Genomic DNA, 19,914 nt, shown 5'->3' on the forward strand with positions numbered 1-19,914 from the left:
AAATTATTTGATCATCCCAGCTAATGCCTCAATAAATACCGGACTATCATTTAAGCTTTCAACCAGCTGAACGTGTTCACCTCCTAGAGCTTTAAATTCTTCGTGGTATTCTACAGTAATTTCATACAAGGTTTCCAAGCAATCGGCCACAAATGCTGGACTAAAAACCAATAAGCGTTTTTTGCCTTCGCCGGCCAATTTCTTTAAAACATCTGTTGTATAAGGTTGTACCCAAGGTTCTTTTCCCAATCGCGATTGAAAACAAACCGTATAATTTTCTCTAGATAAATTTAGTTCCTGGGCGATTAATCTTGCTGTATCATGCCCTTGGGCTGAATAACAAAATTTATTTGTATCGTTAAGGGTTTGACAACAATCTGCATTTTTCAAACAATAGCTTCCAGTATGATCGCATTTTAACAACTGTCTTTCCGGTAATCCGTGGAAACTAAACAGAACATGATCATAACTTTCTACATTATGCTTTCTTGCATTTTCAGCAAAAACTTTGATCATTAACTCATTCTCATGAAAAGAGTTAATAAATGAAATTGGAGGAAGTGTTGGCCATTTGCTTACCAATTCCATTACCAATTGCATTACCGAACCTGTACTCGCCGATGCATACTGCGGAAACATTGGAATCACCTGGATACTTTCTACCAAGCCAGCTTTTAGGTTTGCCAAAGCCGAGGCTATAGAAGGGCTCTGGTAACGCATTGCCAATTCTACATGGTAATCTTCTCCAAGTCTTTCTTGAAGCATTTTGGCTTGCAATTGGCTATAAAACAAAAGTGGAGAGCCATTTTCATTCCATATTTCTTTATATAGTTTCGCTGTTTTCGGGCTTCGAAAAGGGACAATAATACCTTTTACTAATAATGTACGATTAAAAGCAGGAATATCGATTACCCGTTCATCCATTAAAAACTGATCTAAATATTTTTTAACATCAGATACTGCAGGACTATCGGGTGTTCCTAAATTAACCAGTAAAATTCCCTTTTTGCTCATTTAAATAAAGAATATGTTTTGTGGTGCAAATATCGCTTTTTTATTGTTTTCAACCTATCTGAAAAACATGACAGAAAACATTTTTAAGTCAAATTTGAATCAGATTTAGTTTTATACAATTGCCACCAGGGCATTTTTGGTTGTTGATGGTGCTCTAAATGATAACCAAAAAAATAACAGGTTATGAATGCCACAAAGTGATTTTTATTTAGAGTTGAAGCCTGATATTCATTATCGTGCTCACCCTTATGCGGAAGATAAGTACCAAAATAGAATAATTGGAAAGTGCTCAACAGTGAGGGCAAAACCCAAAACAGCAATAAGTTTTTTTCGGCAACCCAAACTTTTAAAACATTATAAGCAATTGCCATAATTACAAGTTGAATAACAGTTACATAATTCATCATAAAACTGAAATACCATTTCCAAAATCCATGCGGTGCAAAATCAGGATCATCTTCGGTATGTACGTGTCTGTGATGCTTGTGGTGTTTATCGTAAAGTTTATTGTAAAAAAAGCCTGCATAGAGAAACACAGACAGGTATCCGAAAAAATTATTCAACTTTTTATCAGATGAAATTGTTCCATGCATGGCATCGTGAGCAGTTATAAACAAACCCGTGTATAAATGCATTTGAATAAAAATCATCAGATAAACCAATGGATTACTCCATTCGAAATTCCAACGCAATAAGAAATAAATTGAGGTAAACCAGCAGATGATTACGGCTGAGGCAACAAGTATTCCAATATGTGATTGGTTAATTTTCAATTGGCTTTTTCTTATTAACAGTTTTAATAGAAAATTGATTTGCCTATGGAAGATTAATATTGTTCTAAGGCTGATTTTACTTTTTCCATCAACCACATCGGTGTAGATGTTGCACCACAAATTCCAACCTTATCATTTTCGGAAAACCAAAATTGATCTAGTTCTTCTACATTGGAAATGAAGTATGAATTATCATTATACTTTTTGCAAACATCATAAAGTACTTTTCCATTAGATGATTTTTTACCTGAGACAAAAACAATTTTATTATAATTTGCTACAAACCTTTCCAACTCATCGTAACGGTTAGAAACCTGTCTACAAATGGTATCATTTGCTTTAACATCGTAACCCCGACTTAATAATTGATCTTTAATGTGATAAAATTTATCGGTACTCTTGGTAGTTTGGCTATACAACGTAAATTTCGAAGGCAGTTCTATTGTATCCAGTTCGGCCAAATCTTGGAAAACAATTGCTTTTCCATCAGTCTGTCCTTGCAAACCAATTACTTCAGCATGGCCATGTTTACCGAATATTAAAATCTGTTCGTCATCATCATGCGAATTCTTAATGCGATTTTGAAGCTTCAAAACCACTGGACATGATGCATCAATAAGAATTAAATTATTTTCTAAAGCAAGTTGATAAGTAGATGGTGCTTCGCCATGTGCTCTAATTAAAACCTTTTCGTTTTTAAGCGTTTTTAAAACCTCGTGATCGATAATTTTTAATCCTCGGGCAGTCAATCTTTCTACTTCCTCGTCATTATGAACAATATCACCCAAACAATATAGATAACCTTCGTTATCTAAAATATCTTCGGCCATTTCTATAGCGTAAACCACACCAAAGCAAAAGCCTGATGATTTATCTATGGTGACTTGTAAGTTGTAACTCATTGTGTTGCAAAATTAAGCAAAAATATTTGTTCGGGTTGTCATGTACAAGACAACAAAAAATATTAATTGGGCTAAAAACATTGCGCTTCCTATATATTTTTGCTGTTTTAAGCCCAATGCGTAATAAAATTTTAATAAGATAATGGAAACTATAAACCAGGCTATATAATTTTGAAGGGGAATTATATGCCAATCCCAATGCCAATAATCAAACTTCATGGCTACCGGCTCTAAAAAGAAATCGAAAATTACCAAAGCTATTGAGCCTAAAAAAGAAGCTAGAATACTATTTCTGATTTTAAGGTTTTTCATCATTTGCCCAATACTGAAAATTAAGATTACCCAGTTTACGCCCATCAACAGTGGAACCGCAGCAATTTTATATCCCAATGTATTTCCATAATAATAACTCCCAAAAATCTTTCCGGTATGAATGCCCAGCACTTCTACTAAAAAACCACAAAGAAAAACGCCTGAAACGAAGAGTAACAGTCTTTTAATGTCTCCATTATAGGAGAACACGATAACGGCAAACATTAAAAGGAGGTGGAAAGGAACTAACCTAATAAAATAGGGTTGCGCAGCAGGGATTAGGAAACCCAATAAACCAACCAAATGAAAAACGATAATTACAGCTACTGCTGTTTTTTTAACTTTTAAATCTGTTTGATCGTTCTGCCCTTCCATGTGCCGGTTTTAAAGATGTACTTTTTTATAGAGATTAAAGAAATAATTAGGAAGAACAACATTTGCAATGGATGCAAAATCAGATTCATCAGAACATTTTGTCCCGATAAAAAAGAGATCATTATTCTACCTAACACAATTAATGTAATTGGTAATACAAGTAGAGCTATATTAAAGTTTAAAATTAAAATAACTGGCCCTACAATTACCAAAAGCAGGTAAAGTAATAATATTATGATGTTATTACCAAAACCTGCAAGTAAATTTTTACTAAAGCCATTTAAACTTTCGTTTAAGTTCTTGTACATTCTACAGTAAATCATACCATTAGCCAGCAAGGCTTCAGCATTATATTTTTCCTGCTTAACAAGTTTCATAACCTCAACGTCTTCTACAACTTGATTTTTTACACGTTCATGCCATAAATTTTCTTTGTAATTGGAAGCATTAAAAAACATGCATTGTCCGCTCGCTGCGGAAAATGCAGGGTTAGCAGAAATCTTAACCAATCTTAGCGGAAGCAAATTCAACAGAATAAAATGCATTAAGGGAACAGTAAGCTTTTCCCCTATGGTGCTCATTTGTTGATTGGTAAAAACGCTAAGTAAGGCCAGGTTACCAATCTCCATTCTGTTTATTAAACTGTTTATTAGTCCCCGTTTTATGGATTCATCAGCATCAATAAATAAAAAGTATTTGCCTGTTGCCATTTTACTCAGCTGATGACAGGCAAAGTTTTTGCCAAGCCAACCAGTTGGAAGCTGATCTCCTTTTACAACCCTAAATCCTATATTTTTTTCACAGAATTTTTGAACAAGAGAAAACGTATTATCTGTACTATCATCATCCAAAACAATCACTTCATAATTAGAATAATCCTGTTCTTTTATAGATTGAAGCAGGGAAATAATATTTTCTTGCTCATTTCTGGCAGGAATTAAAATGGAGACTTTATCGTGAAAGTGCTTAATTACCCTTGGAAGTTTTGGATTGGAAAGAAAGTTAAAAACGGTAACCGAAAACCTAATCACCAAAAAGATAAGAACTGCGTATATAAAAATGGTCATTCGGTAATATGGCTTTGTTTTATAACCGAATTTTCATAATGTTTATTGTACGCACTTTTTAATAACTGCAAACTTACATACTCTTCTGTTTCCCAATTTTGAAGATAAGTATACGCAGATGCTTTTCTTTTGCCAAAATAATCTATAAATGTAGATGAGAATACAATATTGATTTTTTTCTGGCTGGAATTGATCATTTGCATTACTCCTTTTTCAAAATTTATGCTTTTGACATGATTGGAATAAAGTTTTCCCTGTGGAAATACCAAAACGAGATTCTGAGAATCATTCAGCAAATTGCCGGCATAATTTAAAGTATCCAACACGTCTTTCCCCTTATTTTCCGCTGCAAAAGCCCCAAGATATTTTAAGAAAAAAACCTTCTTATAGTTATCTGCATTTACCAAAACATGAAAAGTTTTTTTGAATACTTTTTTGTTGATGTAAAATAGAAAGAAACCATCCCACCAGCTAAAATGATTGGCCAAAACAAGAATCGATGAATCTTCTTTGAGTTCTATTTTATCGTAACTAAAAAGCGAGAAATCTTTTTTGATAATGTATTGAATGTACCAAGAGAAAAAGTTATAGATTATTGTATTTTTTCGGGGCTGATACATTGTGGAAAATTGCAAAAAAATACCATCATTTGCAAGTGGAGGTTTCTTTGATAGGTTAACTCAAATAAACGCGATCTTCTTCTCCATCAACATCCATAACTACATCTACATGCTCCTTTAAAACGGTAGCAAGTTCTAGTCCTACAAAATCAGTTGCAATAGGAAAAATTTTATGGCTTCTATCAACCAACACCACTGTACGAATTTTTTTATGTGGGGTATTTAAAAAAACGCCCAAACCATAAGCCAATGTTTTTCCACTGTTTAAAACATCATCCACAAGAATAATAACCTTATTTTTCCAATGGCTTTCATCAAGATCTGTTGATGCGATAAGCTTACTACTTTCTCTTTCCAAATCGATTCGAAGTAGGGTAACCTTCAAAGCGCTTATTTTCTTTAAAACTTTTTCAAGTCGTATTGCAAGTTTATAACCACGATCCCAAATACCGGCAAGTACAATTTCTTTCTCGTTTAGGTTATCTTCCAAAATTTGGTAGGCAATACGATCTATTTTTTGTTGAATCTGCTTTTTGTTAAGAATGAGTAATTGCGATGTGGCCATTGTAAAACGATTGAATACAAAAAGAACGATTTTAAGGATGAAATTCAAACTATTTTAAAAATAAATTCAGTTTTCTGCAACGTTTTTGGCCAGTTTGCGTCTAATCAATAACCTAAATACAAAATCATGAAAAATTTAATCAGATCGTTCGCTTTACTATTTATAGTTACGAGCAGCTTAATGGTCAAAGCTCAAGAAACTAAAAATGTTTCCGTTAAAAATTTTAGTCGCATTGGAATAAGCAGTGGGATAGATTTATACTTAACGCAAGGAAATAGCGAAAGTGTAAGCATTAAAACCGATGCAGAAACAATGAAAGATATTGTTGTAGAACAAAAAGGCGACAATTTAACCATCAAATTTAAGGATGGTATTAACTGGAGTGGCTTATTTAAAAACAGAGTAATAAAGGCTTATGTGAATTACAAAACATTAACAGGTTTGGCCGCATCTGGTGGATCTGATGTTTTTACACAAAATACGATGAAAGTGAGTAAGCTTGCAATTCAATCATCAGGCGGATCAGATTTGAAACTGAACATCATTTGCACAGATCTTACGATTCAATCTAGCGGTGGAAGTGATTTGGATTTAACTGGTAAAGCAGAAAATATGACCTTACAATCTAGTGGAGGAAGCGACATTGATGCTTATGGTTTAATAACTCAATATGCTAAGGTTTCAGCTTCAGGCGGATCGGATGTAAACATTTATGTAGAAAAAGGTTTAGAAGCTAGTGCAAGCGGCGGCGGTGATGTAAATTACAAAGGTAATGCTTCACTTAAGAAAACATCAAACTCTAAAAGTGGAGATGTTAACCACGTAAAATAATTTTTAGTTTAGTTAATGATAAACGCTGTTCTGTAGATTCAAAACAGCGTTTTTTTTTAAAATGATTACACTGATTTAAAAATTGCACAGATTTCCAAACCTGATTTCATCTTTGTTTCTTGTTCTTTTATCTTTAAACTTTCTTATAAGGATAATATATAAAGTTTGCTCCTTCTGGAACGATTACAAAAACACACATATAATTTTCGGGCTTTTTATAAACCTTCAAAAATGGCTCGTATTTTTCTTTATTGATAATACCTTTTTCTACAAATTCTTCTAAAGTAGAGGCTTGAATGGTCCAATCGGTATTTAATTCCTCCTTATTTAAAATAATTTCGCCAATGCTCACTTCGTGTTGATGTGCGATAAATATTGGATGCGAAGAAATTCCTTCGACCATAATTTCTATCGCTACTTCTTTAATTGCATCTGCATAAAACTCCAAGTCCTTTTCTAAACTAACCAGCGGACTCTGCTGTTTTTTTTGTGGCTCACCACTACCTTCTGGTGTAGCGCTTAATAATTCTTCTCTATCCATGTTATTAAATTATTGAATGATTGAGTGAATGAATGTTTAAAGGCGCTTGCCATATTCTATCATTCGCTCATTCAAATTCAATCATTGTATTCTTTCAATCTCAACAAAACAACATTCTCCACATGCTGCGTGTGCGGGAACATATCCACAGGTTTAATTCGCACAACATTGTATTTTTCATTAAGTAATTCTAAGTCTCTTGCTTGTGTAGCCGCATTACAGCTTACATAAACAATTTTTTCTGATTCCATTTCCAACAAACGCTTTACTACATCTGCATGCATACCTGCTCTTGGTGGATCGGTAATGACAACATCAGGTTTACCATGGGCCAAAATAAATTCTGATGTTAGAATATCTTTCATATCGCCTGCATAAAAGATCGTATTATCGATTCCGTTCAATTGTGAATTGAATTTTGCATCTTCGATAGCCGTTGGAACGTACTCAACCCCTACCACCTGTTTTACATTTTTGGCTATAAAATTTGCAATTGTTCCTGCGCCGGTATATAAATCATAAACCAGTTCATCGCCTTTAAATTCTGCGAAATCCCTTGTTATTTTATAAAGTTCAAATGCCTGTTCAGAATTGGTTTGATAAAATGATTTAACACCAATTTTGAAACGGATGTCATCCATTTCTTCAAAAATATGATCGCGACCTGCAAATGTGATTACATCCTGATCAAAAATTGTATCGTTTTTCTTTTGATTGATGATGTATAATAGTGAAGTGATCTGTGGAAATTCAGCTTTTAGGAAATTCATCAATCCATCTACCTGTTCTTGATCTGGATAAGCAAAAATCACCGCCACCATCACTTCTCCAGTGGTAGAAGTACGGATAATTAGATTACGCAAAGCACCTTCGTGGTTTCTTAAATCGTAAAACGACAATCCATTTTCCAGTGCGTATTTACGAACAGAATTTCTAATTGAATTAGATGGTTCATCTTGTAAATAGCAATGCTCGATGTCTAAAATTTTATCAAAACGTAAAGGAACATGAAAACCTAGGGCATTCATATCGAAATCTTCGTCGCGTTCTACATCTGTTCTTTCCAACCAACGTTTATTCGAAAAAGTAAACTCAAGTTTATTGCGGTAATATCTATTTTTTGCTGATCCTAAAATAGGTTCTGCCGATGAAGTATCGATTTTACCAAGACGCTGTAAGGCAGCCTCCACATTTTTCTGTTTAAATTTTAATTGAGAATCATAGCCCATGTGTTGCCACTTACAGCCACCACAGGTACCAAAGTGAGGACAAAACGGATCGGTACGCAGTGCAGATTTTTCATGAAGTGTTTCTATTATTGCTTCGGCAAAGTTTTTTTTCTTTTTAGTCAATTTAACATCAACCACATCACCAGGAACGGCTTTATCAACAAAAATAACCAGTTCATCGGCTTTGCCAACGCCCTTACCTTCTTCAGCAATATCAATTATGTGTACGTTTGGAATTATAGTTACCGTACCGGGTTTTCTTCTACTCATTATGCCACAAAGATAAAAAAAAGAGGCTAAAGCCAAGCGTAGAAAGACTGAGGGCTTAGAAAGCTAGTTTTAGGAAAAATTAGACACTATACTTTTACTCGAACAAGAAATGCCCGGCAATAAAAACTTCGATTTAAAAATTATTTTCCAAAAAATTTAAATGCTGCGCCCCAAAAGCCGTCTAACCAATTAAAATTTAGGTCAAATTTTTCATCTACTTGTACAGAAAACTCTAATATTTCTTTGCTCATGATAAAAAACCTATCTATTTGTACAATAATACAAAATTCATACCGAAAACCGAAACGGTACATATTAAATTTAAGTTAATTTTACATCAATTAAGCATAAGAGTTTCTTCAACATTAAAATTATTTAAAAGACATTGATGATCAGATTGTTATTTGAATAATCGATATATAATTGTAACTTAATATATCATTTCACATAAAAGAGGAGGTTCATCATGAACGTAATCCGTAAAATTGAACATTGGGGAGATGTTCATCATTCAAAATGGCTGGATTTTCTTAGAATTTTACTTGGCCTAATTATTTTTGCTAAAGGTATTTCATTTATAAGTGATACCTCGGTTCTTCAAAATTTAATTACACAAAACAATGTCTTCGGTTTTTCCAGCGTAATGATTACCGTTGGGATTCATCTTGTAGCATTTGCCCATTTGGTTGGTGGCTTACTTATTATTTTGGGCTTGGTAACACGGTTTGCAGTTGTTATTCAGATTCCAATTTTAGTATTTGCCGTGTTTTTTATTAACCTAACGCCGGGTTTCTCCATGCCTAATTCAGAATTGTGGCTATCTGTGCTGGTTTTATTTTTACTCATTTTATTTTGGGTAATTGGTTCTGGTCCGCTTTCGGTTGATGAAGGATTAAAAAACAAAACTGGAAAGCGTTACGCCTAACCAGATTAATTATTCTTAGTATCTTTCGGCTTGATATTTTGTACATGAAAACGAAGATACTTTTTGCACTGCTTTTGGCGGGATTAGCAAGCTACGCCCAAAGTCCAAGCGACCAATATTTCAATTTAACAAGAGCTGGTTTCAAGGAAAAAAATGCTTTTGAAACTACTGCGTTTGTAGAGAAGTATTTTCGGGTTCCAGGCAATACAGGCTTTAATGCCAGTATTCATTATGTAGAAAACCTTTTAAAAAAAGCAGGATTTGTAGAGCAGAAGCAAAATGAATCAGAATTGCCACTTACTTATCGAATCGAAAAAAGGGCGATGAAGAATAATACCTGGGAGCCGGTTGACGCGAACATTGACATTATTGGGGAATCAAAGCCATTAATCAGCTATAAGACCAACCGCAACATGATTCCTATAAATTGCGGTTCTACCCCTGTTTCTGGAGTAACGGCAGAAGTTGTTTATATAGAAAAGATTGTTCCATCGGAACTTGAAAAAATGGACTTAAAAGGCAAAATTCTTTTTTCAGAAAACAACCCTTCAAGATTATTATCGATTGCGACAAAAGCTGGTGCTCTAGGTGTTTTAGGGTATTCAATGCCGAAATATACACAGCCAGAAAAACATCAGACTTCAATTCAATTTGGAAGCATGAAAGCCAATAGCGAAGTTTGGACTTTACTCCTATCTTACGCAGCAAAAGAAAAATTAAAAGCAAATTGTTTAAAGGGTATAACCAAACTTAAAGTTAATATAGAAACTAAAATTTATCCCTCTGAAGAACTCACCATAGTTGCAAACGTTAAGGGAAGCTTAAAACCTGATGAAAGATTTGTTTTTAGCGCACATGTGCAAGAACCAGGAGCCAACGATAATGCAAGTGGTGTTGGAACTTTGGCAGAAATGGCTCGGTTAACAGCAGAACTTTATAAATCAAAGAAAATTGACCCTCAACGCACTCTTACTTTTTTGTGGGGAGATGAGATTGTTTCGACCAGGCGCTACATTACAGAAGACACGCTTCGATCAAAAGGGATTTTATGGGGCATGAGTTTGGATATGGTTGGTGAAGACACAAAAAAAACTGGCGGATCTTTTTTAATTGAGAAAATGCCAGATCCTTCTGCAATTTGGACAAGAGGTACAGATAAGCATACCGAATGGGGCGCTGGCGATGTTCAGGAGAAAGATCTTTTTCCTCATTATTTTAACGATTTTATATTTGACATCTGCAAAGCACAAGGCAAGTTTGCCAATTGGACAGTAAATTACAATCCATTTGAAGGCGGAAGCGATCATACTCCTTTCCTTCAAAATAAAATTCCAGGATTATTGATGTGGCATTTTACCGATGTTTTTTATCACACGGATAACGATAGAATAGATAAGGTATCTCCAACTGAAATGAAAAATGTAGGCGTAAGTGGGTTAACTGCAGCCTATACTCTAATTTCTGCCGATGAAAATACGGCTACAGCAACAGTTACTCAGGTTAAAAATGATGCCTTGGTTCGACTTAAAACAGAATTTGAATTAAGTAAAAAGGCAATATCTCAAGGAAAATCTGCTCCAGAAGAAAAACACATTGTAGAGGTTTGGAGCAAATGGTATGTTAATGCACTGGCTACAATTGCTTCAATGCCTGTGAAAAAAGAAACCACAAAGGTTGGCTCTGCAATTAAACTTGCAATTCTGGAAATTGAAAAGCAAACAAAGTTGTATTTGGATGAGTTGAAGTAATTTTAAGTTTGTTAGTTTTTATAATTAATCAAGTTGACACGGTGTTTATAAGCTTTACAACCTGTTTTAATTCCTCTAACTGTTTACTTTGTTCTTTAAGTTTCTTGTCGTTTAAAACATAACCATTTATCAAATAATCTTTTAAAATTTTATTAGCCCATATACGAAATTGTGTTGCTCTAGCAGAATTAACTCTATAGCCAATAGATAAAATCATATCAAGATTATATACTTCAACTTTTCTTTTGATGTCTCTTTTACCTTCTTTTCGAACTATTTCCAAATTGGAAATAGTTGATTCATCTAGTTCCCCACTATGAAAAATATTACCAATATGTTTGTTGATAGCAGGAGTTTGAACTCCAAACACAGTTGCAATCTGCTTCTGAGTTAGCCAAACTGTATCGTTTTGCAGCGCAACATCAATAGCTGGCTGGCCATCTCCTGTTTTATAAAAAATAATTTCACCCTTGTTCATTGCTTTAAGATACTATAATATTTGAAATAATTTATTTATCCTATTTTAGTGCCATGCCTAAACCTAAAGCAATAATTATCGGAGCAGGAATTGCTGGAATCGCTTCTGCAATAAGAATGGCAACAAAAGGTTTTGATGTTGATATTTTTGAATCAAATGCTTTTCCTGGTGGTAAGCTTGCCCAAATAAAGTCTGAAGTATTTAGATTTGATGCCGGCCCTAGTCTTTTTACGATGCCTAAATATGTTGATGAACTTTTTGAATTGGCGGGTAAAAACCCTATTGATTATTTTAAATATGAAAGATTAGAGGAAATCTGCAGATACTTTTATGAAGATGGCTTAAAACTTACCGCAAGCGCAGATTTGAATAAATTTGCCGATGAGATTGAAGCCAAAACAAATTCTACAGCCAAAGAGGTAAGTGCCTATCTAAAAAAAAGCGAGACCATTTATGAAGTAACACATAAGGTTTTTTTGGAAAGAACGCTTCATAAAATAAAGAGCTATATCCATTGGGATACTTTAAAATCTGTTTTAAAATTTGGGCAGATTGATGCTTTTAGAACTCAGAGCAAAGCAAATAGTTCATTTTTTAAGGATGAAAGAATTGCACAGCTTTTTAATCGATACGCTACTTATAATGGCTCAAATCCGTATCAAGCCCCAGCAACACTAAATGTAATTCCTCATTTTGAATATCATTTCGGTGCATTTTTGCCAACTGAGGGAATGTATAGCATTACAACTTCTTTGGTAAAACTGGCAGAAGATCTTGGTGTAAAATTTCACTACAATAAACCAGTTGATGAAATAAAGTATTCAGCAGAAAGCAAACTTAAGATTGAGGGAATTATCTGTGATGAGGAATTAATAAAAGCAGATGTTGTGATCTCAAATCTGGATATTTGGTTTACCTACAAAAATCTGTTAAAGAATTTCCCAGCTCCTAAAAGACTTCTGCAACAAGAGCGAAGCAGTTCTGCCTTGATTTTTTATTGGGGGATAAAAGGTATCCATCCAGAACTGGGATTGCACAATATCCTTTTTGCCGAAGATTATAAAGCCGAATTTGATTCTATTTGGAAAGAGAAGACCATTTATAAAGATCCTACGGTTTACATTAACATATCATCGAAACATATTAAAAATGATGCGCCAGAAAATTGCGAAAATTGGTTTGTGATGATTAATGTTCCGTCCAACAGTGGGCAAAATTGGGATATATTAATTGCTGAGGCAAGACAAAATATCCTTAACAAAATGGAACGAATATTAAAAAAAGAGATTGCCAGCTCCATTATCTTCGAACAGATTCTAGACCCTAGAAGTATTGAAGCTAAAACCAGTTCCTATCAGGGCGCTCTATATGGTAATAGTTCAAATAACCAATTCGCGGCTTTCTTAAGGCATCCTAATTTTAGTTCCAAAATAGAAAATCTGTATTTTTGTGGCGGAAGTGTTCATCCTGGTGGGGGGATTCCGCTTGCATTGCTTTCAGCCAAAATTATTGACGAGAATTTGAACATTCCTAAATCTATAAAAGATACATTTGCCAATCATCACATTTAAATTAAAACTATGAATTTTCACACACGTAAATGGATCAAGCCCGAAGATCTCAATCCTAATGGTGGATTATTTGGCGGAAGCTTATTAAAATGGATTGATGAGGAAGCCGCAATTTATGCAATCGTTCAACTGGAAAATCCGAAGGTTGTAACCAAATATATGTCTGAAATTAATTTTGTAAGCTCAGGGAAACTTGGTGATATTATAGAAATGGGCATTACAGCTACTGCTTTCGGCACAACTTCTATTACCATGTGCTGTGAGGTTAGAAATAAAATCACCAGAAAAAGCATTTTAACAATTGATAAAATTGTTTTCGTAAACATTAACGATTATGGTGATCCAACGCCACATGGAAAAACAAAAATTAAGTACATAGAGGAACAGTTTGCCCAAGAAGCCGAGAAAGAATAATTCGATTAAAGTTCATATTAGTGAACTAATGATCAATAAACTACTGACTAATTAACCAATTTAGCTTCGAGCTTTTCAGCATCTAAATCGAATGCATTAACAACTACTCTTGCCTGTGTGTAAAAAGGATCACGTTCAAGAAGTTTTAATTTTATAAACTCCAAAAGTTGTTCATCATCCATATTGGCAATTAATGGCCGTTTTTGTCTGTTATGTAATCTAGAAACCAATTGTGCCGGTTCCATTTGTAGATAAACAGTTTCGCCATTTGCATTCATCCATTCCATATTATTAAAAAAACATGGCAAGCCCCCTCCGGTTGCGATAACGCAGTTTTCTGGATAAGGATAGGTTTTAAGCATTTCGCTTTCGTAATTTCTAAATCCAGCTTCGCCAAATTCGGCAAAATATTCGGCAATGGTTTTACCTGTTTTTGAAACAATTTCCGCATCCAGATCGATAACCGGGCAATTTAACCGATGTGCCAATTGTTTCGCTTTTGTGCTTTTACCGCATCCCATAAATCCGATTAAGAAAACTTTCATAATTGATGCTCTCGTTTTAACATAATATAATCTGTTACCGGCGGATAAATTCCACTTCCCTTAAATAAGGTTGCAATTTGCGCCCGGTGATAGGTGGAATGATTGGCTACATGAAACAAAATATCCTGTACAAGGTTGGTAAATTCGCCTCTAGAATTTCTGTAAGTTATTTCTTCATCCAACGGAACGGTATCGAATATAGTTTCAAATAATTTAAAGTTTTCTTCAGAAATCTTTGCAAAAAGACTAGCCTCAATTTCATCCCAAACACCAAATTTCGGCTTTTGATTTAAAATTCTATTTGCCCAAATGTGCTGTGCATTTAAAACATGACTGAAAAGAGCAATTGCTTTTAAAGAGATATCTTGCTCGCTCTGAAAAATTCCGATCAGTTTTTTATCTGCAACTTGAGTATAATGTAAAATTTCCCTTAACATAATTAAGCCAATTTAACTCTTGGATCTACATAGGCATATAAAATATCGACCAAAATGTTGATGACCACAAACACAAAAGCTATAAATAATATGGAGCCCATTACCACAGGAAAATCGGACATTTCCAAAGCAGTAACTGTTGTTCTGCCCAAGCCATTGTAGCCGAAAATATATTCAACAAAGAAAGAACCTGCAAGTAAAGAGGCAAACCAACCAGAAATTGCGGTAATAACCGGGTTCATTGCATTTTTCAGAGCATGCTTGTAAATTATAGCATTTCTACTCAATCCTTTTGCTCTGGCTGTACGAATATAATCTTGCGCCAGAACATCTAACATTGCACTCCTGGTAAGCTGAACAATAATTGCCAAGGGTCTTAAGCCTAAAGTAATCATTGGCAACCATAAATTTCTGAGGGTTAATATTTCGCCATTAAAAGGATCATAACTGTACAAACTTCCACTCATTTTTAATCCTGTATAGTTACTTAAAACAAATCCGAATAACCAGGCAATGATAATCCCTGCAAAAAAAGAAGGGGCAGAAATACCTAAAATTGCAAATGCGTTCGATGCCTTATCAATCCAGCTGTCTTTATAAACGGCAGAAACCACACCTAAAAATACCCCAATGATTGTAGCAAAAATCATTGCAGTTAAAGCAAGGATAAAAGTATTTGGAACAGTTTCAGACAGGATTGAGGTAACATCTCTTTTGGTTTGGTAAGAGCTTCTCAAATACGGCCACTTCAAAACCAAAGCTTTTTTATCAAATGAAATGAGTTTAGCGAAGTGATATTTATTTTGAGTTGTACTATCGTTATTCAAAACACTAATTGGCGATAAATCATTAACATACAGCACAAACTGTACAGGCTTAGACTTATCCAATCCAAATTCTTTTCTCACAGCCTCTAGCGATTGAACATCAGCTCGTTGACCCATTGTCATCCTCGCCGGATCGCCTGGTAAAATATTAAAAAGCACAAAAACCACGAATACCACACCGGCCATAACCAGCAAACCGTACAAAAGTTTTTTTAGTGCGTATCCTAACATTTATTTACTGAAATATTTTTTCGATAGTTGATCAAAACTGGGCACATTATGAAAGTGCCACTTATTAATTACGACGCCGTTTTTCAGAAGCAAAACACCTGGATTTGCCCGGACCATACTTTTTAACGGAACGGCATCAGCATAAAAAACTTCAGAAAAAAGGTTGTTTTTCTTGATAAACACTTCAGCGTCTTTAGCAGAATTGGAAGTTAAAAGCACACTTCTAATGTTAAATTGTTGTGTAGCATTTAGGGCAAGCGCATTCAAATTACCTATGACATTTTGATTGGCATCTTTTAAACTATAAGCAACAAATACAAAATTATAGTATGGGTTTTCGATAATTTCTTTCGTATAATCTGTACCAGAAGCATCGGTAATAATTAAATCTTTGATTTTTGGCTCAAAACCTTTTTTTACCAGTCGCTTGGTAGGTTCACCGATGATTTCCCAATTATTATCTTTCCAGATTTCCGTTTTTAGGTAATCCTTATCGCTCATGTCTTTTTCTTCCTTGGTTTTTTTATTTTTAAGGTGATACATGATTTCGAATTCATCGGGCTTTTCTCCTGGAGGAATTACCATTAAAGAAGGAATATGTGCGCCAACTTTGTAAGGAAGAAAATCAATGATGGGGAGAAAATTGTACGTGTATAATCCGAAAACCAATGAAATTATGGTTACCGTTATGGCAATGTTTTTTTGAGCCAGTGCGTGATTGGTAACAGGCTTAATTAAATCTTTCTTGAGGAAAATATAGATAATCAGTACCAGTAGAATTAAATCTTTAGTAAAAGATTGCCAAGGTGTTAACGGAATTGCATCGCCAAAACAACCACAACTTGTAACCACCTTAAATGCGGCCGAAATAAATGTTAAAAGGGTAAAAAAGATGATTAGCAATAATAAACCCCAGGCAACTTTTTTGCTCCAAAATCCTAACAACAGTAGGGCACCGAGAATAATTTCTAATGTACAAAGCAAAATAGCGATGCCTGTGGCTATTCCATTAAGAAAATCCATATGGAAAACCTCAAAATATTCTTGAAGCTTATAACCGAATCCTAAAGGATCGTTCGCTTTTATTAATCCAGAAAAGATAAATAATGCCCCAACAAAAATTCTTGCGAAACTTAAAAGTTTATTTTTCATCTATTATTTAACGCCTAATTTAATTAATGCAAAAACAGAATAATTTAACATGTCTTGATAATTGGCCTTAACACCTTCTGATGCCAAGGTTTGCCCCTCATTATCTTCAATTTGTTTAACCCTAAAAATCTTCATCAAAATTAAATCAGTTAAAGAACTGATTCGCATATCTCGCCAAGCCTCTCCATAATCGTGGTTTTTGGCAAACATCAAATCTTTGGTTTCTGTAACTTTTTCTTCAAAAATCTTCTCTACCAATTCGTATGGCATCTCATTTGCGTCGCGATCCGATAGTTCCAACTGCATCATTGCAATAACGCAATAGTTCACAATACCGATGTATTCTGAAGTAATGTTCTCTCCTACTTTGCTCACTTTTTTTTCTTCGAGTGTACGGATGCGCTGAGCCTTGATAAAAATCTGATCGGTGATGGAACTTAGCCGTAAAATGCGCCACGCGGTGCCATAATCTTTAGTTTTTTTTAAAAACAATGATCTGCAAACCGCAATCACTTCATCAAATTCTGTAGAGGTATTTGTTTGTGCCAAAGCCAATATTTATTTAGTTTTTAGTGTATTTTTGTGTCTAAAAAACAAAAGCTAAAGATACATCTTTAAAGCGAAACTCAAATCCCGAATGGGTTTATTATGGCAGAAAAAACCTTTTTTGAACTAAAAAAAAGCCTGAATGTTAAAGGCAAACTTATTGATTTGAGTACCCCAAAAGTTATGGGGATTTTAAACATTACCCCTGATTCCTTTTATAGCAACAGCAGAACAAATTCCATAGATCAAGCCCTAATAAAAGCCGAACAATTTATAAATGAAGGCGCAACCTTTATAGATATTGGTGGTTATTCATCACGACCTGGTGCCAAAGATATTTCTGAAGAAGAGGAGCTTAATAGATTGGTGCCTGTAATCGAAAGGCTTAGTCGTGAGTTTACTGAAGTTATAATTTCTGTAGATACTTTTAGGGCGAGGGTTGCCGAAGAAAGTATCCAGGCCGGCGCTCACATTATAAATGATATTTCTGCTGGAGATATGGATCGAAACATGTTTGATACCGTTGCTCGCTTAAACGTCCCATACATTATGATGCACATGCAGGGAACTCCACAGACGATGCAAAATCAACCTTTTTATAAAAATGTCTTGCTTGATGTGATTGATTATTTGGCTAAAAAAATATCACAATTAAAAGCATTGCACGTTCATGATGTAATTATTGATCCTGGTTTTGGCTTTGGAAAAACAATTGATCACAATTACGAACTTTTAAATCAATTAGAAGATTTCAAGATTTTTAAATTGCCCGTTTTAGTTGGCTTTTCAAGAAAAGGAATGATCCATAAAGTACTGGAGACATCTGCAGCCGAAGCATTAAATGGAACAACAGTACTTAATACCATCGCTCTGCAAAAAGGAGTTTCTATCTTGAGGGTTCATGATGTTAAGGAAGCCGTGGAGTGCATAAAATTGGTAGAGCGGTTGTTTGTTTAATTGTAGAATTGTTTAAATTGGTTAACTGTTTAAAATGGTTAACTGTAAATCGACTTAAAATCTCTGTTGTTAAAGACTGAACATGATTAAACCCAACGTTTAATTATATGCACATTTATTCTTTTGAAAAACTAGAAACCTGGCAAAAAGCACGAGTGTTTAGAAAAGAGATTTATATTCTAGTAAGAAAATTCCCCAAAGAAGAAATCTTCGGATTAACGAGTCAGATTAAGAGATCGGCAAGCAGCATTGGAGATTGCCTAGCAGAAGGATCAGCCAGAATTACAGCAAAAGATAAGGCACACTTTGTAACAATGTCTTATTCAAGCGCTATTGAAACTGTAAATCATATTATTGGCGCACATGATCTTGGATATATTGATTCAGACGATTATAATTCCTTCAGATTAAAGTTAGATGAATTGACAAATAAATTAAATGCTTTAAGAAAATCAATTTTAAAATAGGTTTTCCAAAACAGTTAACCAATTTATACAGTTCAAACATTTAATCTGGCAGAATTTAACGAACAGTTAACCGGTTTGAACAGTTAACCCAATAACTTTACGAACAATTAAACATTTTAACGTTTCAAACCCTTAACCTTTAAGCAAACATTTCTTATCTTGCCCTAAATGAAAGGTTTTGATTTCGATTTCTTAAAAATTACCGTTACAGATGTTGTAGATATTGTATTGGTAGCCTTATTAATCTACTATGTTTACACTTTAATCCGGAATACACTTGCTGTAAATTTATTGGTGGGTATGTTTATCATCGCAGTTTTTTACTGGGTTGTAAAGATGTTGCACATGGAATTGTTAACCGCAATCATAGAGAAATTTATGAGCGTAGGGATTATTGCCCTAATCATAATCTTTCAGCAGGAAATTAGAAGATTTTTACTGCTCATTGGAAAAAATGCGTTTCTGCAGAAAAACAAGGCCTGGTGGGGTTATTTATTCGGAAGAAAGGAAATTGAGAGAAATAATCTTGCCCGTATAAAACCCATTATTGATGCTTGCAAAAGCATGAAAAAAACCCGTACCGGAGCATTAATGGTTTTTGTTAAATTCTACGATGAACAGTTCTTTGCAAATAGCTGTGAAGTTGTTGATGCTAAAATTTCTAAGCGATTACTGGAAAGTATTTTTCAAAAAAACAGCCCATTACATGATGGTGCAGTGGTTATTTCTGAGAATAAAATAAAAAGCGCTAGCTGTATTTTACCTTTAACCGATAACGACAAGCTTCCTTCACAATTCGGATTAAGGCATCGTGCAGGAATCGGTGTTTCTGAAACCACAGATGCAGTAGCTGTTATTATTTCGGAAGAAACCGGAGAGATTTCTTACGCCAAACAAGGGAGGGTAAGAATGAACGTTTCTTTTGGTGAGCTGGAGAAACTGTTGAATAAAGACTTTTAGCAGGAGCAAAGAGCAAGGATAAAAGAACAAAGATAGAGAAACGAAGAATAAAGAACTCTTTCTTAACAAATTCTAGATGGAAAATTTCCAAATAAAAAAGGAGCAAGGAATTAGACAAATTGTCTTTATTCTTTGCTCCTTATTCTTTTATCTAATC

The 19,914-nt window shown here is 34.4% G+C and carries 24 protein-coding genes; 8 read left to right on the forward strand and 16 right to left on the reverse strand.

Annotation, left to right across the window (positions count from 1 at the left end):
* Positions 1-3: 3 nt before the first annotated feature.
* The 7 genes from hemH to DF947_RS14295 form a co-directional block, all read right to left on the reverse strand.
* Positions 4-1,014 (reverse strand): ferrochelatase, encoded by a 1,011-nt coding sequence (gene hemH, locus DF947_RS14265; protein ID WP_109930730.1) that lies wholly within the window; start codon positions 1,012-1,014, stop codon positions 4-6.
* Between the two features lie 83 nt (positions 1,015-1,097).
* Positions 1,098-1,787, reverse strand: a complete 690-nt coding sequence (locus DF947_RS14270; RefSeq protein ID WP_109931078.1) for a fatty acid desaturase — start codon at positions 1,785-1,787, stop codon at positions 1,098-1,100.
* 53 nt (positions 1,788-1,840) lie between these two features.
* Positions 1,841-2,689: a 4-hydroxy-3-methylbut-2-enyl diphosphate reductase gene (locus tag DF947_RS14275; protein WP_109930731.1), complete on the reverse strand. Its 849-nt coding sequence runs from the start codon at positions 2,687-2,689 to the stop codon at positions 1,841-1,843.
* Positions 2,690-2,701: 12 nt separating this feature from the next.
* Entirely contained in the window at positions 2,702-3,376 is a 675-nt protein-coding gene (locus tag DF947_RS14280; RefSeq protein ID WP_109930732.1) for a carotenoid biosynthesis protein, read from the reverse strand.
* Entirely contained in the window at positions 3,346-4,443 is a 1,098-nt protein-coding gene (locus tag DF947_RS14285; RefSeq protein WP_109930733.1) for a glycosyltransferase, read from the reverse strand. Before DF947_RS14285 ends, DF947_RS14280 begins: the two co-directional genes overlap by 31 nt.
* A complete protein-coding gene (locus DF947_RS14290) occupies positions 4,440-5,063 on the reverse strand; it encodes a 1-acyl-sn-glycerol-3-phosphate acyltransferase (protein WP_109930734.1) in 624 nt (207 codons plus the stop codon). The genes DF947_RS14285 and DF947_RS14290 overlap by 4 nt, the downstream gene beginning before the upstream one ends.
* Positions 5,064-5,118: 55 nt before the next feature.
* Positions 5,119-5,628 (reverse strand): phosphoribosyltransferase family protein, encoded by a 510-nt coding sequence (locus DF947_RS14295; protein WP_109930735.1) that lies wholly within the window; start codon positions 5,626-5,628, stop codon positions 5,119-5,121.
* Between the two features lie 126 nt (positions 5,629-5,754).
* Here DF947_RS14295 and DF947_RS14300 point away from each other — a divergent pair, with 126 nt between their 5' ends.
* Positions 5,755-6,459, forward strand: a complete 705-nt coding sequence (locus tag DF947_RS14300) for a head GIN domain-containing protein (protein WP_109930736.1) — start codon at positions 5,755-5,757, stop codon at positions 6,457-6,459.
* A gap of 133 nt (positions 6,460-6,592) precedes the next feature.
* Here DF947_RS14300 and DF947_RS14305 read toward each other — a convergent pair whose 3' ends face one another.
* From DF947_RS14305 to DF947_RS14315, 3 genes are all read right to left on the reverse strand, one after another.
* Complete coding sequence (locus tag DF947_RS14305) at positions 6,593-7,000, reverse strand: hypothetical protein (RefSeq protein WP_109930737.1); 408 nt, start codon at positions 6,998-7,000, stop codon at positions 6,593-6,595.
* Between the two features lie 77 nt (positions 7,001-7,077).
* Entirely contained in the window at positions 7,078-8,499 is a 1,422-nt protein-coding gene (gene rlmD / locus DF947_RS14310) for a 23S rRNA (uracil(1939)-C(5))-methyltransferase RlmD (RefSeq protein ID WP_109930738.1), read from the reverse strand.
* Between the two features lie 140 nt (positions 8,500-8,639).
* Positions 8,640-8,750, reverse strand: coding sequence for a phenylalanyl-tRNA synthetase subunit alpha (locus tag DF947_RS14315; RefSeq protein ID WP_109930739.1), 111 nt, complete (start codon positions 8,748-8,750; stop codon positions 8,640-8,642).
* 215 nt (positions 8,751-8,965) lie between these two features.
* Here DF947_RS14315 and DF947_RS14320 point away from each other — a divergent pair, with 215 nt between their 5' ends.
* Both DF947_RS14320 and DF947_RS14325 read left to right on the forward strand, forming a co-directional pair.
* Complete coding sequence (locus DF947_RS14320; protein ID WP_109930740.1) at positions 8,966-9,424, forward strand: DoxX family protein; 459 nt, start codon at positions 8,966-8,968, stop codon at positions 9,422-9,424.
* Positions 9,425-9,468: 44 nt separating this feature from the next.
* Positions 9,469-11,172, forward strand: a complete 1,704-nt coding sequence (locus DF947_RS14325; RefSeq protein WP_109930741.1) for a M28 family peptidase — start codon at positions 9,469-9,471, stop codon at positions 11,170-11,172.
* A 28-nt stretch (positions 11,173-11,200) separates the two neighbouring features.
* Here the strand turns inward: DF947_RS14325 and DF947_RS14330 are convergent, their stop codons facing one another.
* Entirely contained in the window at positions 11,201-11,650 is a 450-nt protein-coding gene (locus DF947_RS14330; protein WP_109930742.1) for a virulence RhuM family protein, read from the reverse strand.
* Between the two features lie 53 nt (positions 11,651-11,703).
* Between DF947_RS14330 and crtD the strand changes: the two genes are divergently transcribed.
* Together crtD and DF947_RS14340 are read left to right on the forward strand one after the other, a co-directional pair.
* Positions 11,704-13,221 (forward strand): 1-hydroxycarotenoid 3,4-desaturase CrtD, encoded by a 1,518-nt coding sequence (gene crtD / locus DF947_RS14335; protein ID WP_109930743.1) that lies wholly within the window; start codon positions 11,704-11,706, stop codon positions 13,219-13,221.
* A 9-nt stretch (positions 13,222-13,230) separates the two neighbouring features.
* Positions 13,231-13,635 (forward strand): acyl-CoA thioesterase, encoded by a 405-nt coding sequence (locus tag DF947_RS14340; protein WP_109930744.1) that lies wholly within the window; start codon positions 13,231-13,233, stop codon positions 13,633-13,635.
* Positions 13,636-13,682: 47 nt separating this feature from the next.
* Here the strand turns inward: DF947_RS14340 and DF947_RS14345 are convergent, their stop codons facing one another.
* The 5 genes from DF947_RS14345 to DF947_RS14365 are packed head-to-tail and all read right to left on the reverse strand — an operon-like array spanning position 13,683 to position 17,376.
* On the reverse strand, positions 13,683-14,180 hold the full coding sequence (locus tag DF947_RS14345) for a shikimate kinase (RefSeq protein WP_109930745.1): 498 nt from the start codon (positions 14,178-14,180) through the stop codon (positions 13,683-13,685).
* Positions 14,177-14,617, reverse strand: coding sequence for a DinB family protein (locus DF947_RS14350; protein WP_109930746.1), 441 nt, complete (start codon positions 14,615-14,617; stop codon positions 14,177-14,179). The genes DF947_RS14345 and DF947_RS14350 overlap by 4 nt, the downstream gene beginning before the upstream one ends.
* 2 nt (positions 14,618-14,619) lie before the next feature.
* Positions 14,620-15,675 (reverse strand): ABC transporter permease, encoded by a 1,056-nt coding sequence (locus tag DF947_RS14355; protein ID WP_109930747.1) that lies wholly within the window; start codon positions 15,673-15,675, stop codon positions 14,620-14,622.
* A complete protein-coding gene (locus DF947_RS14360) occupies positions 15,676-16,827 on the reverse strand; it encodes a BT_3928 family protein (protein WP_109930748.1) in 1,152 nt (383 codons plus the stop codon). It abuts the gene before it with no gap.
* Between the two features lie 3 nt (positions 16,828-16,830).
* Positions 16,831-17,376, reverse strand: coding sequence for a DUF1599 domain-containing protein (locus DF947_RS14365; protein ID WP_109931079.1), 546 nt, complete (start codon positions 17,374-17,376; stop codon positions 16,831-16,833).
* A gap of 99 nt (positions 17,377-17,475) precedes the next feature.
* Here DF947_RS14365 and folP point away from each other — a divergent pair, with 99 nt between their 5' ends.
* The 3 genes from folP to cdaA all read left to right on the forward strand — a co-directional run bounded on the left by folP (position 17,476) and on the right by cdaA (position 19,757).
* The gene (gene folP / locus DF947_RS14370) at positions 17,476-18,330 is read left to right on the forward strand and encodes a dihydropteroate synthase (protein ID WP_109930749.1); all 855 of its coding nucleotides are present in this window, start codon (positions 17,476-17,478) and stop codon (positions 18,328-18,330) included.
* A gap of 107 nt (positions 18,331-18,437) precedes the next feature.
* Positions 18,438-18,797, forward strand: a complete 360-nt coding sequence (locus DF947_RS14375) for a four helix bundle protein (RefSeq protein ID WP_109930750.1) — start codon at positions 18,438-18,440, stop codon at positions 18,795-18,797.
* Positions 18,798-18,965: 168 nt separating this feature from the next.
* Complete coding sequence (gene cdaA, locus DF947_RS14380; protein WP_109925079.1) at positions 18,966-19,757, forward strand: diadenylate cyclase CdaA; 792 nt, start codon at positions 18,966-18,968, stop codon at positions 19,755-19,757.
* The last annotated feature ends 157 nt before the right edge of the window (positions 19,758-19,914 follow it).

Source organism: Pedobacter paludis (assembly GCF_003173575.1).
Classification (GTDB): Bacteria; Bacteroidota; Bacteroidia; order Sphingobacteriales; family Sphingobacteriaceae; genus Pedobacter; species Pedobacter paludis.